The 14063-nt window shown below is 63.9% G+C and carries 12 protein-coding genes and 1 tRNA gene; 7 read left to right on the top strand and 6 right to left on the bottom strand.

All coding sequences use genetic code 11. The annotated features are described in order from the left end of the window. Window positions 1-12: 12 nt before the first annotated feature. Window positions 13-987 carry a site-specific integrase gene (locus C4901_RS11005; protein ID WP_110137367.1) on the bottom strand — a complete coding sequence of 325 codons (975 nt, stop codon included), beginning with the start codon at window positions 985-987 and terminating at the stop codon, window positions 13-15. Window positions 988-1075: 88 nt separating this feature from the next. Then, window positions 1076-1150, bottom strand: a tRNA-Val gene (locus C4901_RS11000). A 70-nt stretch (window positions 1151-1220) separates the two neighbouring features. Between C4901_RS11000 and C4901_RS10995 the strand changes: the two genes are divergently transcribed. Then, window positions 1221-1976, top strand: a complete 756-nt coding sequence (locus tag C4901_RS10995; RefSeq protein ID WP_110138624.1) for a HugZ family protein — start codon at window positions 1221-1223, stop codon at window positions 1974-1976. Here the strand turns inward: C4901_RS10995 and C4901_RS10990 are convergent. Beyond that, window positions 1932-3656, bottom strand: coding sequence for an ABC transporter ATP-binding protein/permease (locus C4901_RS10990; RefSeq protein WP_110137366.1), 1725 nt, complete (start codon window positions 3654-3656; stop codon window positions 1932-1934). The genes C4901_RS10995 and C4901_RS10990 overlap by 45 nt on opposite strands. 209 nt (window positions 3657-3865) lie before the next feature. Here C4901_RS10990 and C4901_RS10985 point away from each other — a divergent pair, with 209 nt between their 5' ends. Continuing rightward, a complete protein-coding gene (locus C4901_RS10985; RefSeq protein WP_168185687.1) occupies window positions 3866-5287 on the top strand; it encodes a PQQ-binding-like beta-propeller repeat protein in 1422 nt (473 codons plus the stop codon). 8 nt (window positions 5288-5295) lie between these two features. Beyond that, window positions 5296-5973 carry a DUF1345 domain-containing protein gene (locus tag C4901_RS10980; RefSeq protein ID WP_110137364.1) on the top strand — a complete coding sequence of 226 codons (678 nt, stop codon included), beginning with the start codon at window positions 5296-5298 and terminating at the stop codon, window positions 5971-5973. A 7-nt stretch (window positions 5974-5980) separates the two neighbouring features. Here C4901_RS10980 and C4901_RS10975 read toward each other — a convergent pair whose 3' ends face one another. Beyond that, a complete protein-coding gene (locus tag C4901_RS10975) occupies window positions 5981-7021 on the bottom strand; it encodes an aldo/keto reductase (protein ID WP_110137363.1) in 1041 nt (346 codons plus the stop codon). 22 nt (window positions 7022-7043) lie between these two features. Here C4901_RS10975 and rfbD point away from each other — a divergent pair, with 22 nt between their 5' ends. Genes rfbD through C4901_RS10960 form a run of 3 tightly spaced genes read left to right on the top strand, consistent with a single transcriptional unit; the run spans window position 7044 to window position 10310 of the window. After that, on the top strand, window positions 7044-8072 hold the full coding sequence (gene rfbD, locus C4901_RS10970) for a dTDP-4-dehydrorhamnose reductase (RefSeq protein ID WP_205735956.1): 1029 nt from the start codon (window positions 7044-7046) through the stop codon (window positions 8070-8072). Next, complete coding sequence (gene tsaB / locus C4901_RS10965) at window positions 8069-8725, top strand: tRNA (adenosine(37)-N6)-threonylcarbamoyltransferase complex dimerization subunit type 1 TsaB (RefSeq protein WP_168185686.1); 657 nt, start codon at window positions 8069-8071, stop codon at window positions 8723-8725. The genes rfbD and tsaB overlap by 4 nt, the downstream gene beginning before the upstream one ends. Before the next feature lie 19 nt (window positions 8726-8744). Then, window positions 8745-10310 carry a DNA mismatch repair protein MutS gene (locus tag C4901_RS10960; protein ID WP_110137361.1) on the top strand — a complete coding sequence of 522 codons (1566 nt, stop codon included), beginning with the start codon at window positions 8745-8747 and terminating at the stop codon, window positions 10308-10310. Window positions 10311-10335: 25 nt separating this feature from the next. Here C4901_RS10960 and C4901_RS10955 read toward each other — a convergent pair whose 3' ends face one another. Together C4901_RS10955 and C4901_RS10950 are read right to left on the bottom strand one after the other, a co-directional pair. Continuing rightward, window positions 10336-11622, bottom strand: a complete 1287-nt coding sequence (locus tag C4901_RS10955) for an HlyC/CorC family transporter (protein ID WP_110137360.1) — start codon at window positions 11620-11622, stop codon at window positions 10336-10338. 103 nt (window positions 11623-11725) lie between these two features. Then, window positions 11726-12538 (bottom strand): inner membrane protein YpjD, encoded by an 813-nt coding sequence (locus C4901_RS10950; RefSeq protein WP_168185685.1) that lies wholly within the window; start codon window positions 12536-12538, stop codon window positions 11726-11728. Between the two features lie 100 nt (window positions 12539-12638). Between C4901_RS10950 and ffh the strand changes: the two genes are divergently transcribed. Further along, entirely contained in the window at window positions 12639-13994 is a 1356-nt protein-coding gene (gene ffh, locus C4901_RS10945) for a signal recognition particle protein (RefSeq protein ID WP_110137359.1), read from the top strand. Window positions 13995-14063 lie beyond the last annotated feature (69 nt).

Here is a 14063-nt window from a genome sequence, read left to right as displayed (position 1 = left end):
TAGCGGCCGCTGCTATTTTATGCGTTTCGCCAGATCCGCGGCCCGGAGATGCGTGTATCGTTTAAGCATCTGCAGGGTCTTATGGCCAGTGATGCTGGCGACCTCCATGGGATTGAAGCCCTGCTCGAAAAACCGGCTGGTCGCCTCATGGCGCAGGTCATGGAAGGTCAGCCCCTCGATGCCGGCAGCCTTACAGACCCGCTCGAAGGCCTGCGAGATCGAATCGGGACGCATACTCCACACGCGGCCATCCAGGCGCCTGGGCAGCGCATCCAGGACCGCGAGCGCGGCCGTGGATAGTGGCACTTGGCGCGGCGTGCCGTTTTTGGTTTCCGGTATTAGCAACACCCGATCCTTTCGGTCGAGATGCTCCCAGCGCATCGCGGCGATCTCCCCGCGGCGCATGGCCGTTTCGATAGCCCAGGTAATGAGGGCGCCGATTTCACCGCCGTATGTGTGAGCGGCGGCCACGAGGCGGGCTTGCTCATCGTCCACCAAACGCCGGGTTCGCGCATTAGGGGCGGGAGGTCGACGAATATCGCGAACGGGGTTTACGAGCGCGATGCCCCATTCTTTGCGGGCGGTCTCGAAGACATGGCCCAAGATATTCATCTCGCGTCCTACTGTGGCTGGGGATACCTCTCTGAGCCGCTGATCCCGCCAGAGGGCGAGATCGGTCCCGCGGATCGAGGCGATCGACCGGTGGGCAAGGGGACTTTCTCGGAATCGGTTGAGGCGATAGCGTTCGATCTGAGCGCCCTTTTTAGCGAACACGATCTCGCGCTCATAGCGGTCGAGGAGGTCACCAAGGGTGGTGTTTTCGGCTTCGGTCCGGGAGACAAACAGACCGCGCGCGATTTCGGATTCGATGGTGGCCGCCCAGGCCTCAGCTTGAGCCTTGGTGTCGAAGGTCCGGGTCAGGCGCCCATGCCCTTGCCTTTGAACGATGGCCCGCCAATTGCCGGATCGCTTCTCAAAACTGGCCACGAACACCCCTGCTGGTGACTGATTTTCCCACCAGTTTCCCAAACTCTGGGAGGATAAGACAATGGGTGTTCGTAAGTCCTTGATTTTATGGTGGGCGATAGTGGGATCGAACCACTGACCCCTGCCGTGTGAAGGCAGTGCTCTACCGCTGAGCTAATCGCCCGGTGCCGGTGAGTTTACGGAAAAGCACGGAATTGGTCAATTTTCCGGAGGCCTTTGCTAGAATGGCCGCCATGAGTGAAAACTACCGCAAGGCAGTCCGCGATGTGCGTCTGTTGGTGCGTACCCACAGCAACGGGATCCTGTCGACCTTGTCCGCGGATATGGATGGGTGGCCGTTCGGGTCCGTGGCCCCTTATATCCTGGATTTCGAGGGGAACCCGATCCTGTTGTTGTCCGATCTGGCCCAGCATAGCCGCAATATCCTGCGGGATGGCCGCGTAAGCCTGCTGGCTTGGGAGGACGAGAAGCCCGATATCCAGCAGTCAGGGCGGGCGACCCTCATGGGGCGGGCGACGGTGATCGAGGGCGATGAGGCCCTGCGAGACCGCTATTTGCGTTATCTGCCGCAGGCCCGGGAATATTTTGCGATCCACGATTTCCGTTTCTATCAAGTGTCCATCGAGCGCGTGCGGTTCATCGGCGGTTTTGGCGATATTCACTGGGTACGCGGGGAAGATTACCGGTTGCCGCGCGAGTCATTCGACGCGGAACTGGTGGCGGCGGAGAGCGGAGCCGTGATCCATATGAACGCCGACCATAGGGACGCCCTCATCCGCTACTGCCGGGCGATGGGCGTGGAGGAAGCCGAGCCGCGCCTCATCGGCATCGATCCGGAGGGCTTTGATATCGCCACCCGTGGCGGCCGGCTGCGCATCGATTTCGACGCCCCGGTGCGTGACGCCAAGGGGCTGCGCGAGGCCTTCGTGCGCATGGCGCGGACCTCAAGCGCCGGCCGGGATGACCTGCCAAGCACCGTTCCCGGTTAGCTGCAGGCGCGTCTTGTGGTAGGCGTTCAGCGCCGATCGGTGGCCAACGCTTACCACCGTGCTATTTGGCAGACGGTGGCGTAGCAGCGTGTAGAGTTCACCCTCGGCGGCCTCGTCGAGCGCCGATGTCGCTTCATCCATGTAGATCCACTGGGGTTTTTGCAGAAGGATGCGCGCAAACGCGATGCGCTGTTGCTCGCCCAGCGACAAGATGAGCGGCCAGGGCTTTTGTTCATCCAACTGTGGGATGAGGCGCGGGAGCCCCACTGCCGTGAGCGCCTCGGTCAGGGTGTCATTCGTGGTGTCCGACTGCCCATGAGGGTAGAGGAGGACGTCGCGCAAGGTCCCCAGGGGCAGGTAGGGTTTTTGGGGCAGAAAGAGTGAGGAATTCTTGGGCGGCGCCACGATCCGGCCGCTTCCAAACGGCCAGATGCCGGCGAGCGCCCGGATCAGTGTGCTCTTCCCGCTTCCGGATGGCCCCGTCAGCAGCATGGTCTCTCCCGGTTCCACCGACAGCGACAGATCCGAGAGCAGCGGGCGGCCATCGGGGACATGGAGACTCACCGACTGAAGCTGGAGCTTGTCGGCGGTCTCTTGGGCGATGGCATTGATGTCGGTGGCAACGCCTCGGACCTCGGCCATGTGTTCGCTAAAGCCCGTGAGTCGGTCCACGACCGCATGCCATGCGGCGAGGTCGGGGTAGATCGTGACAATGTAGGAGAGCCCCCCCTGCACCTGCTGGAAGGCCGACGAGATCTGCATGACGAGGCCCAACTGGATCTGCTTTGCGAAAAAGCTCGGCGCGGCCACGAGAAAAGGGAAGATGATGGCCGCCTGTCCGTATCCGGCCGAGAACCAATTGATGATCTTCTGCCGGCGCATGATCGCCCAATAGTTGCGGAAGATGGACGCAAAGCGCTCCCCCAGGCCCTTGTGTTCCTGGTCCTCGCCGCCATAGAGTGCGATGCTCTCGGTGTTCTCGCGCACACGCACGAGATTGAAACGAAAGTCCGCGTCGAACCGTTGCTGATTGAAGCTCAAGCCGATCAAGGGCCGGCCCAGTTTGAGCATGATCCAGGTCCCGGCCACGGAATAGATGAGCGCGGCCCACACGAGATAACCCGGAATCTCCCATTTCTGCCCATCTATTGGGATCGTCAGGCGGTTCGATAGTATCCAGAGCATCGTGATGAAGGAGGCGATGGTCACGACCGAGCTCAAAAGACCGAGACCAAGCTTCAGGATGCCGCGAATGAATGCGCTGATGTCATCTGCAATACGCTGATCAGGGTTGTCGGTACCGTCGCTCAAAAGCTGCATGCGATAATAGGCGCGGTCGCTCAGCCAGTCCTTGAGGTAGTGGTGCGTCATCCAGCGCCGCCAGCGGATCTGAAGCATTTCGCCCAGATAAAGCTGATACACATAGCCGGCAATATAAAGCCCCGCAAGCCATGAAAAGCGCAGCATGTCGGCCCAGAAGGCGGTTTCGTTATAGTGCTGGAGGGCGTCGTAGAAGCCATTGTACCACTCTGTTATGAGGACGTTGATGTAGACGAGTCCCAGGCTCAAGCCGACGACGACCGCGGGCAGCCCGTAGGCTGACCAGCGCTCTTCGGACTTCCAGTAGGGCGCGGTGATGCGCCATGCACCGCGAAAGAATGCAAGATTAAACCGTTCCATTTCTGAACTGGGCTCCGGGGCTTTGGTTGTGACCGCTTATGGTATCCGACCCCCTGGACCGTGCCGGGGCCGCTCCCGTCGCCATGATAGCATGGCCCCCAGTGGGCGCGTGGCTCTCGGATTCATGTCCCTTGACCGCGCGCCACCTATCGCCTAGGGTTTGGCATTCGATGCAGTCCCACACAAGAGTTCCGGGAGGAATCAGGGATATGGAAGCACGACCCGCTATACGTCCATCTGTTGTTGCCGGCTTGGCAGCGCTTGCCTTGCTGTCGGGATGCAGTCATAAGACATCGCACGCCGCGAGTTCATCGGCCAAGACGGCGCTCGCATCACCCCATGCGTGGCCGCTTTATGGGCTCAACGCCGCCCACGATGCGCGCTACAAGACAGCGCAGGGGACTGCCGGCGAGCCCGTGCATTGGGTCTTTCATGTCCCTGAGGCCGTCCCGAAGGGCATGAAAAAGCCCGCCATCAAGCGGACCTACGTCAGTATCACGGCGGTGCGCGATCTGGTCGGCATTCCCATCGGGGCATCGGTCGTTGACGGCCAGGTGTATGTCGCAGACGACGATGGCTTTCTATACGCCCTCGACGGATCAGACGGGCATATGCTCTGGAAGTTCAATGCATTAAACCAGATCATGACGACCCCGCTCGTGGCCGGGCGCGGTCCCAAGAAGCTTGTGTATGTGGGCGGAGGGAACTCCACCTTCAGCTATACGCAGGCGGTGAAATTCGCGCACAAGGGCGCACGCATCGTGCGCGGGACCGACATCAGCGGCATCTACGCCGTGCATGCCGCCACCGGCAAGCTCGCCTGGGTCTATCATACCAAAGGCGAGGACATGCCAACGCCCGCGATCGACGATGGAACGCTGGTCTTTGGTAATGGGGACGGACACATCTACGGGCTCAATGCCGCCACCGGCAAGTTCAAATGGCGCGTCCCCATCAAGTCGTTCGTGAGCATGTCGTCCGCCACGGTCTACCATGATCTCGTCATCATGGGGGGCACCCATCCGAGTGCCCTTTATGCCGTAAACGCCAAGACCGGGAAGCTTGTATGGCGCACGGCCCCCCAGGCGGTCTTTTCGAGCAGCATGGGCGATTGTGCCCCGGCGCAGTCTCGCGGCATCGTGGTCACCCAGTTCGAGCGCAAGGCCAAGGGCCATCGCCGCGCAAAGAGCGTGGAGATCGCGCTCGATGCCAAGACCGGCAAAATCCTGTGGCAGACGACGCTTGGGGTCGGCAAGGTGCCGCCACGCAACAAGGACGCCGTGCCCATGATCGTGGGCGGAACGATCTATACCGGAAGCCCCGTGACCGCCACGGCTTACGCCGTGCAACTAAAGACCGGCAAGGTGCTCTGGCATACGCCTCTCAAGATCAAGATGAAGGCCGCGCCCAGCGTGACGGGTTCGGATGTGATCTTTCCCGTGGGTAACGGCGCAATCTTCGTGCTAAACCGCAAGACCGGGAAGGTCCTGTCCAAGTATATGACCCACCATGGCGGCTTCGGTCCTCAGAACGGCGTGGTGATGGGGGACACCTATCTGATCGGCAGCAACTTCGGTTGGATGTACGCGTTACCGATCAAGACGCTTTTGGGTCAGGGCAAGACCTCTTAAGAGCGGCCGTGTCGCGGGCGTTCATGCGCGCCGTACGGGCTCTCGGGGCCCGCCGGCGCCTTGCGGCATCGGTGCTCGTGGGGGCTGCGGTGTTCATGAGCGTCCCGCCGCAGCATCTCACTGACATCCGGCTGTTGCTCGGCTGGGATGCGGCGTGCCTCACGTTTTTGATCCTGGCGGGGATGGTGATGGTGTTTGCCGACGCCCGGGAGACCTGCCGCAGCACGGTCGATCAGGATCAAAGCGGGCTCGCGCTGCTTTCGATGGCGCTGCTCGCGGCCTGTGCGAGTGTTTTTGCCATCCTGTTTTTGCTGAGTTACGTGAAGGGCGCGTCCGCCTCGGAGAAGGTCTTCTATCTGGCGCTCGCGGTCTCGGCCATTACCGGGTCGTGGTTGGTCGTCCACACGCTTTTTGCCTTTCATTACGCGCACGGTTATTACCGGGGGCGCGCGGTGCCAGATGGCGTGCGTGACGACGGGGGAATGCACTTTCCGGGATCGGCCCTGCCGCACTACATGGATTTTCTGTATTTCTCGTTTGTCATCGGCATGACCTCGCAGGTCTCGGACGTGGCCATCACCTCGCATGGCGTGCGGCGCGCGGCCTTGCTGCATGGCGTGCTGTCGTTTGCCTTCAACACCTTGATCCTGGCGCTCACCATCAACATCGTCGCTGGCCTGATGTAACGGCGTGTCAGGGGGCCGGATTGGGGGATTTCAGGTGGACCTCTTCGATGGCGGCGAGCGCCTCGGGCGACAGCACGACCTTGGCGTGCACGATGTTTTCCTTCAGTTGCTCCACGGTGCGCGCACCAAGCAGGGTGGAGGCGGTGAAGAAACGCGAGCGCACGAAGCCGAGTGCCAAGGCCCCGAGCGACAGGCCGAAATTCTCGGCAATACGCGCGTAAGCGTCCACGGCCGGTTCGATGGCCGGCTTGCGATAGCGAGGACTGAATTCCGGGAAGCGATTCAGGCGCGCCTGCGGATCGCTGCGCCCGCGGTATTTGCCGGTGAGTATGCCAAAGGCGAGCGGGCTGTAGGCCAAAAGCCCCAGGCGCTCGCGATGGCACACCTCGGCAAGCCCCGACTCGAAGGTCCGATTCAGGACGTTGTAGGCGTTTTGAATGGTCACGATTTGGGGCAGGCCAAGACGCCGGGCGGCGTCCAGAAAGCGCAGTGTCCCCCATGGGGTCTCGTTGCTGAGCCCGATGTAACGCACCTTGCCTTCGCGCACGAGCGTGGCGAGCGCCTGAAGCTGCTCGTCGATCTCCGCGGCCCTGTCTGCGGTATCTCGCGCCTCGTACTGCGTGCCGCCAAATAGCGGAATGGGGCGCGATGGCCAGTGAATCTGGTAGAGGTCGACATAATCGGTCTTCAGCCGCTTGAGGCTCGCCTCGAGCGCCGCGCGCATGTTGGCGAGATCGAGGGCGAGCGGGCCGCCCCGGATCCAATGAAAGCCGCGCGAGGGCCCGGCGACCTTGGTGGCGATTACTACGCGGTCGCGCGCCTGTCGCGCGAGCCATCGCCCGACGATCGTCTCCGTGGCGCCCTGGGTCTCAGCGCGTCCGGGCACCGGGTACATCTCCGCCATATCAAACAGGTTGATGCCCTCGGACAGCGCATAGTCGAGCTGGGCGTGCGCGCACGCCTCGTCTGTCTGCTCGCCGAAGGTCATGGTGCCAAGGCCGATGTCCGAAATGGCGAGATCGGTGCCGGGCAGGTGGTGAATGCGCATCGCCCGACTTTGCCAATTTCTCATGGGGCTGTCAAATGGCGACCGCCGCGCAGGGTTTGCTATAATCGCCGCTCTCGATGGCGAGTCGGCCGCGGGAACGGGTCTGGCGACACGCATGGGGCGTTGGCGGGAGATCACCACTTTTGGAATCATTGTCATGAGTGACGAGGGGGCGGCCATGGCGCAAGCTGGCGAAGTCCGCCGGGGTATCGCGCTGTTCGGGGCCCAGGGCCAACTCGGTCGCGCGCTTGCGCAGGCCCTGGCCGGACTGGGCCCCGTGCATGCCTTAAGCCACGCGGACTGTGATATCGGAGACGAGACCGCGGTGCATGCCGCGGTGCAGCGCCTGCGCCCCGGGGTCATCGTGAATGCCGCTGCCTATACGGCCGTCGACAAGGCGGAGGCGGAGCGTGACACGGCGCTGCGCATCAATGCCTATGCCCCCGGGCATCTGGCCGATGCCGCCCTGGCCGTCGGGGCATGGCTTGTGCACTATTCGACCGATTATGTCTTCGACGGAACCGCGGGGCGCCCCTATCGGGAGGACGACCTTACGGCTCCCCTCAATGTCTATGGAGAGACCAAGCGCCTGGGCGAGGAGGCGGTGCTGGCGCGCCCCCTTACGGCCTTTGTCCTGCGCACGGCCTGGCTCTACGACCGCGAGGGCCGAAACTTTTTGACGACCGTCCGGCGATTGGCCGCGAACGGGCCGCTGCGCATCGTCTCCGACCAGTATGGGAGCCCGACGCCGGTAACCGTCCTCGCGCAAGCGACACGCGCGATTCTGGCGCACCCGCGAGCCGCAGACAACGCCGGGCTCTATCACGCGGCGTGCGATGGCCAGACGAGCTGGCACGGCTTTGCCGAGGCCATCGTGCGATCGCTCGGGTTGACCGTCGCGGTATCGCCGATTACGACCGCCGATTATCCCACCGCGGCGCATCGTCCGGCCTACTCGGTCCTCGATGGTGCTCGTCTGAAGGAGCGCCTGGGGATCTGCCTGCCCTCATGGGATCGGGCCCTCGCCGACCTGTTCAGGGAGATGGCATGAACCTGCTTGCAGTCGAGACCACGAGCGCATTCGTGTCAGTGGCCCTAAAAATCGATGGCGTGGTTCATGAGCGGGGGCTGCGCGATAGTGCGGCGCGGGCCGAGACCGTACTCGATCTGCTGCGTGGTTTGTGCGCCGACCTGCGATGTGATCTCGGCGCCGTAGATGTGATCGCCTTCGGGCGTGGTCCCGGATCGTTTACCGGTCTGCGCGTGGCGGCGGCCATGGCCCAGGGGCTTGCGTATGCGCGCGACCTGCCGGTCGTTCCGGTCTCGTCGCTTGCGGCGCTCGCGCAGGAGGCCCCTGGGCGGCAGGTGCTGGCGGCCCTCGATGCCCGTCGTGACGAGGTCTATTACGGGTTCTACAGGCGTGAGGCCACGGGTCTGGTGGTGACCTGCGGGGAGGAGCGCGTGGGCCCGCCGGGGCGGGTGGTCTGTCCCCCGGGGACAGACTGTGCGGTCGGTAGCGGTATTGACCATTACACGGGTCGTTTTGGGGAGACATTGCCGGAGCTACGTTTCGCCGGCCGCTCACCCACGGCGCGTGCGGTCCTGGCGCTGGCCGAGGATGCCTATGAGCACGCGGCGTTCGTGCGCGCCTGTGCCGCGGTGCCGGTGTACCTGCGCGACGACGTGGCCCACATCCGGTCGTAAGCCTCCCGGGAGAGACGATATGGACGCTGATCTCGACGCCTTGGAATTTGCCGCCGTCCGACGCCTCCTGGAGCGCTTGACGGCCACCCCTTACGGGGCGGATGCCGCGCGCGCGCTGGTCCCGGCCCCCGATATTGCCGCCGCCCAGGCCCTGCAAAGGGCGGTGACCGCCGCGCGGCGCGCCATCGAGCAGGGGGCGGCCGTCTTGCCGCGCCTGCCGGATATCCGTGCGGCCCTGCGCCAGGCCGGCCAGGCGCGCGCGGCGTTGGCCGGGACCGCGCTCGCCCATATCGCCCAACTGATACGTGCGGGTGTGAGCCTGCGCGCCTTGTGGGCGCAGTATCCGGACTTGTACCCCGACGAAGGGGCTTTGGTGCTCGCGCCGCAACTGCTCGCGCAGCTGGATGCCGCGGTGACGCCGGGCGGGCGCGTGAATGACACGGCGAGCCCGAGACTCGCGGAGCTGGCCCAGGAGATCAGCAAGGGGCGCGCCGATGTCGAGGACTTGCTAAGACAGCGCCTGGCGGCCCTCGGCGTCACCGATGAGGCCGATGAGGCCATTGTCGCGAGTGGATCACGGCTCCTTCTGGCGGTGGCCCCTCAGGTCGCCGATACCATCAAGGGTGTACGTCGTGGACCCGCCGGCCATGGGCGCCGTTATCTCGTGGAACCCCTGGAGACGGTGGCTGCCAATAATCGCCTCGAGGCCTGCGCCGGACGGCGCGATGCCGAGGAATTGGCCGTGCGCCGGCAATTGACCGCCGAGGTCGCGGCTGCCCTTGAGGCCCTCTGGGCCCTGCTCGGGGCAGTCAGCTGGATCGATCTCGCGTTCGCCGCCGGTCACCTCAGCATTCACATGAACGCGCATGCCCCGCGACTCGTGCCGGAACCGCTCTTGCGGCTTAGCGCCGTGTACCATCCGGCCATGCTGCTGGCCTTCGCCGACCGCCGCGGTCCCTGCCCCGTGCCGCTTTCGATCGCGCTCGACGATAGCCACCCCATGCTGCTTGTGACCGGTCCCAATACCGGCGGCAAGACCGTCGTCCTAAAGACCGTGGGGTTGCTTGTGACGATGGCCCATTGCGGGCTGCACATCCCCGGCGAGGGGGAGGCCGTGATCGGTCGTTTCCACCGGGTCATCGTCGACATCGGCGATCGTCAGAGCCTTCTCCACCAGCTGTCGACATTTGCAAGCCATGTGGAGGTCTTGAAACGGCTCTTGAGCGAAGCCGACGGCCAAACGCTGGTACTGATGGATGAGCTTGGGACCGGGACCGATCCGGAGGAGGGCGCGGCGCTTGCCATGGCAGTACTCGATGAACTGGCGCACCGCCATGTACGCGGCGTCATCACGACTCATCTGAGCCCCCTCAAGGGCTATGCCGCCGCCCATCCCTACCTGACCAATGCCACCATGCGTTTTGACGACGAACGACTGGCCCCGACCTATGAACTCGTCGTGGGCGAGAGCGGCTCCTCGCATGGTCTGACGATCGCCGAGCGCCGGGGCCTGGCACCGGCGCTTCTTCAGGCGGCACGCGCCCATCTCGCCCGCCTGGAGGCGGCCCGCGGCGCACCCCTCTGACCCGGCGACACCGATGCGCTACTCCTTACTCGTCCTCGTCGTGCTCTTTGGCGGCCACGGCGTGGACCTTGAGGCGTGCCACCTGGATTGCGGTGCCGCGCGTGCGAACGATGTCCACGAGATAGCCATTCAAAAGCAGACTGGTCCCAGGCGAGGGTATGTCCTCCAGGTACTCCGTGATGAGTCCATTCAGGGTCTTGGGTCCGTTCAAGGGTAGCTGCCAGCCGAGCGTGCGATTGATGTCGCGGATGCTGGTGCTGCCGTTGATCAGGAAGCTGCCGTCGGGTTGCGGGAAGATGTCCTCGGGCGTGCCCGGGGCCTGAGTGGTGAATTCGCCCACGATCTCCTCCAGGATCTCCTCCAAGGTTACGAGACCCATGAGGTCGCCGTATTCGTCGACCACAAGCCCGATGTGCCGGCGCATGGTCTTGAAATTCATGAGCTGAGTGGCGAGCGGCGTGCCCTGGGGAATGTAGTAGGGCTCGAGCGCCGCCGATTTCAGGCTGTCGCGCGTTAGCCGGCCGGCGAGCGCGAGATGCAGGGCGCGCCGTACATGGAGCATGCCGATGACGTTGTCGAGGCTGCCGTGAAACACCGGCAGGCGCGTGTAATGGCTGCGCCCGAGAAGGTCTACGATCTCGTCCCAGTCGGCCTCGAGGTCGATGCCCTCGACCTCGCGGCGGGGCACCATGACGTCTTCCACGGTGCTCTTTTCGAGATCGAGGATGGCGAGCAGCATCGCCCGGTGGGTGGTGGGGATGAGGCTCCCGGCTTCGAGCACCACGGCACGCAGCTCCTCAGCGCTCATCTGATCGGGGGTGCGCGGCTTGACCGATACCCCGAAGGCGCGCAGCAGATGGTTGGCGGTGAAGTTGACGGCCGCGACGAGCGGGTAGATGACGCGCAAAAGCGGTGTCAGCACATAGGCCGACCCGAAGGCCACGGGCTCCGGATAGAGCGCTGCCAAAGTTTTAGGGGCCACCTCCGAGACGATGAGGATGACGAGCGTCAGCACCCCCGTGACCAGGGCCAGAACGCCCGCCCCGTAGAGCCGGACGGCCATCAGCGTGGCGACCGAGGAGGCGGCGATGTTGCCGAAGTTGTTGCCAAGCAGCACCACGCCCAGGACGCGGTCCGGACGGCGCAGTAGGCGACGGGCGAGACGCGCGCCCCGGTGGCCGGATTCGGCGAGATGGCGGAGGCGGTAACGGTTGACCGTCATGAGGCTGATTTCAGCCGCGGAGAAGAATCCGGACAGGAAGATCAGAAACAGCAGTACGCCGGCCAGCATACCGAGGCGGACGTGGTCCAAGGGTCGAAAGGGTCCTGAGTGTTAAACACGGGACCCTACCACAGGCCGCGGTGTTTTTCGAGACTGATTGATGGGCGCCGGACGGGCGTCCGCCGGGGCCGTTTTAGCCGGGCAGGACCAGCTTGAACAGGAACTCGGCGCTCAGGTAGGCGAATACCAGCAGCACGAAGCCGCCGACGGTCCAGCGCACGGCGTTGCGCCCGCGCCAGCCGAATTGGCGGCGGCCTATGAGCAGGATGGCGAACGCCAGCCATGCCACGAGCGACAGCACGCTGTGGTGGGTGAAGGGCAAGGGGTCGCCAAACAGTTGCTCGGAGAAGAAGAACCCGCTGATGAGCGTCAGCGTAAGGAGCACGAATCCCACCTGGATCATTTCGAACATCAAAGTCTCCATGGTCTCCATCGGTGGGATCGCGCGCAACAACTGGGCCGGGTGGCGACGGCGCAGGCGGCTTTCCTGGACCCACAGGACGAGGCTCTGAACGACGGCGATGCTGAGAAGGCTGTAGGCCAGGATCGAGATGACGATGTGGGCCACGAGCCAAGGATCGTTGATGCGCGTATCCTCGCTGCTTGCCGGCAGGAATATCTGTCCCATGGTGGCCACCGCCGTGCTTGGCATGATGAATGCCCCGAGGCTTTCGATGGGTTTGCGCAAGGACGCCACGAGGAAGATCGCGGCCACCGCCCAGGCGTCGAGGGACAGGATGGTACCCACGCCGAGCGTCAGATGGCCATCGTGATCGATGTCGCCTATGAGCAGGCCGGCCTGCAAGATGACCGCCAGGGCCCCTATGAAGGCACCCCGCCTGCGATCACGTTGGCCGCCCGGCGGGGATTCCAGGGCGCGCCAGTAGTAGATGCCGGCGAGCGCATAGAGGATGACGGCCACGATATGGAAGAGGAGTTGTATCATAGGACGGCACGGGTAACGGTGGCACGATAATGGCATACCTGGGGGGTCGCGGGAAGGCCCCGTGCCCCGGGAGGTCCGCGATGGGTCACAGGAGACAGAGATGTTCGAAACGCTGAGCAATCGTTTGCAGGGTGCGTTGCGCACCCTGCGCGGAGAGACGCGCCTGACCGAGAAAAACATCGGTGAGGCATTGCGCGAGGTGCGGATCGCCCTTCTGGAGGCGGATGTCGCGCTGTCGACCACGAAAACCCTGATCGAGACGATACGCGCCCGGGCGCTCGGCCAGGAGGTGATGGCCACTCTGAACCCGAGTCAGGCGGTGGTCAAGATCGTGCATGACACCCTGGTGGAGACCATGGGAGCGGCATGTGACCGGCTGGATCTGGCCACCCGCCCGCCGGCGGTGGTCCTACTCGCGGGTCTACAGGGTTCGGGGAAGACCACCAGCGCGGGCAAGCTTGCCCGGCTGTTGCGCGAGCGTGAGCGCAAGAAGGTGGCGCTCGTGAGCGTCGACGTCTATCGTCCGGCGGCCATGGACCAGCTCGAGCGTCTGGCAGACGAGGTCGGTGCGGTTTTCTACAAAGGGTCGCCCACGGAGTCCCCGGAGGTGATCGCCGGTCGCGCCGTGGATCTGGCGCGGCGCGAGGCCATCGATGTCCTCATTGTCGACACCGCCGGGCGGCTGCATATCGACGAGACCATGATGAACGAGGTGCGCGCCCTGCATGCCGTTACCGCCCCGATAGAGACCTTGTTTGTGGTCGACAGCATGACCGGCCAGGATGCCGTCCATACGGCCAAGGCCTTCGATGAGGCCTTGCCGCTGACCGGCGTGATTCTCACCAAGACCGACGGCGATGCCCGTGGGGGGGCGGCGCTCTCCCTGCGCGCGGTGATCGGCAAGCCCATCAAGTTTTTGGGTACAGGCGAGAAGACCGACGGGCTCGAACCCTTCCACCCCGAACGTCTGGCTTCACGCATCCTGGGCATGGGCGACGTCCTGACCCTGATCGAAGAGGCCGAGCGTAAGGTCGACCGCCAGAGCGCTGAACGTCTGGCCGAGAAGTTCAAGAAGGGCAAGGGCTTCGATCTCGAGGACTTTCGTGAGCAGATGCTCCAGATGGAGCGCATGGGCGGCATGGCCGGGGTGCTCGATAAACTCCCGGGCATGAACGAACTCCCGGCGGCGGCACGCGCGCAGCTGCAGAATCATGATACCCGCCGCCTCGTGGCCATCATCAATTCCATGACGCCTCAGGAACGCCGTTTCCCCGACACCATACGCGGCTCACGCAAGCGCCGCATCGCCCAGGGTTCGGGCACCGGTGTGCCGGAAGTCAACCGCCTGCTAAAGCAATTCGCGCAGGCCCAGCGCATGATGAAGCAGATGGGCAAGGGCGGACTCAAACGCATGTTGGCCGGCATGAAGGGCAAGATGCCGGGTTTGCCGTTCTAGTCGCCTTGTCCAGGTCCGGCCGCTGTCTTATAGTGGCATTCGGGCAATTTATGTGTCCCGTGCAAACGA

The sequence above is a fragment of the Acidiferrobacter sp. SPIII_3 genome (assembly GCF_003184265.1).
GTDB lineage: Bacteria > Pseudomonadota > Gammaproteobacteria > Acidiferrobacterales > Acidiferrobacteraceae > Acidiferrobacter.
Note: the sequence above shows the minus strand (reverse complement) of the source record. Positions and strands in the feature narration are given on the sequence as shown.

Bases quoted from the DNA above. Each gene is read 5' to 3' on its own strand.
- C4901_RS10990 (WP_110137366.1), bottom strand. From the start codon at position 3,656: ATGGAACGGTTTAATCTTGCATTCTTTCGCGGTGCATGGCGCATCACC.
- C4901_RS10975 (WP_110137363.1), bottom strand. From the start codon at position 7,021: ATGCGCATTCACCACCTGCCCGGCACCGATCTCGCCATTTCGGACATC.
- rfbD (WP_205735956.1), top strand. From the start codon at position 7,044: ATGGGGCTGTCAAATGGCGACCGCCGCGCAGGGTTTGCTATAATCGCC.
- C4901_RS10995 (WP_110138624.1), top strand. From the start codon at position 1,221: ATGAGTGAAAACTACCGCAAGGCAGTCCGCGATGTGCGTCTGTTGGTG.
- C4901_RS10985 (WP_168185687.1), top strand. From the start codon at position 3,866: ATGGAAGCACGACCCGCTATACGTCCATCTGTTGTTGCCGGCTTGGCA.
- ffh (WP_110137359.1), top strand. From the start codon at position 12,639: ATGTTCGAAACGCTGAGCAATCGTTTGCAGGGTGCGTTGCGCACCCTG.
- C4901_RS10950 (WP_168185685.1), bottom strand. From the start codon at position 12,538: ATGATACAACTCCTCTTCCATATCGTGGCCGTCATCCTCTATGCGCTC.
- C4901_RS10960 (WP_110137361.1), top strand. From the start codon at position 8,745: ATGGACGCTGATCTCGACGCCTTGGAATTTGCCGCCGTCCGACGCCTC.
- tsaB (WP_168185686.1), top strand. From the start codon at position 8,069: ATGAACCTGCTTGCAGTCGAGACCACGAGCGCATTCGTGTCAGTGGCC.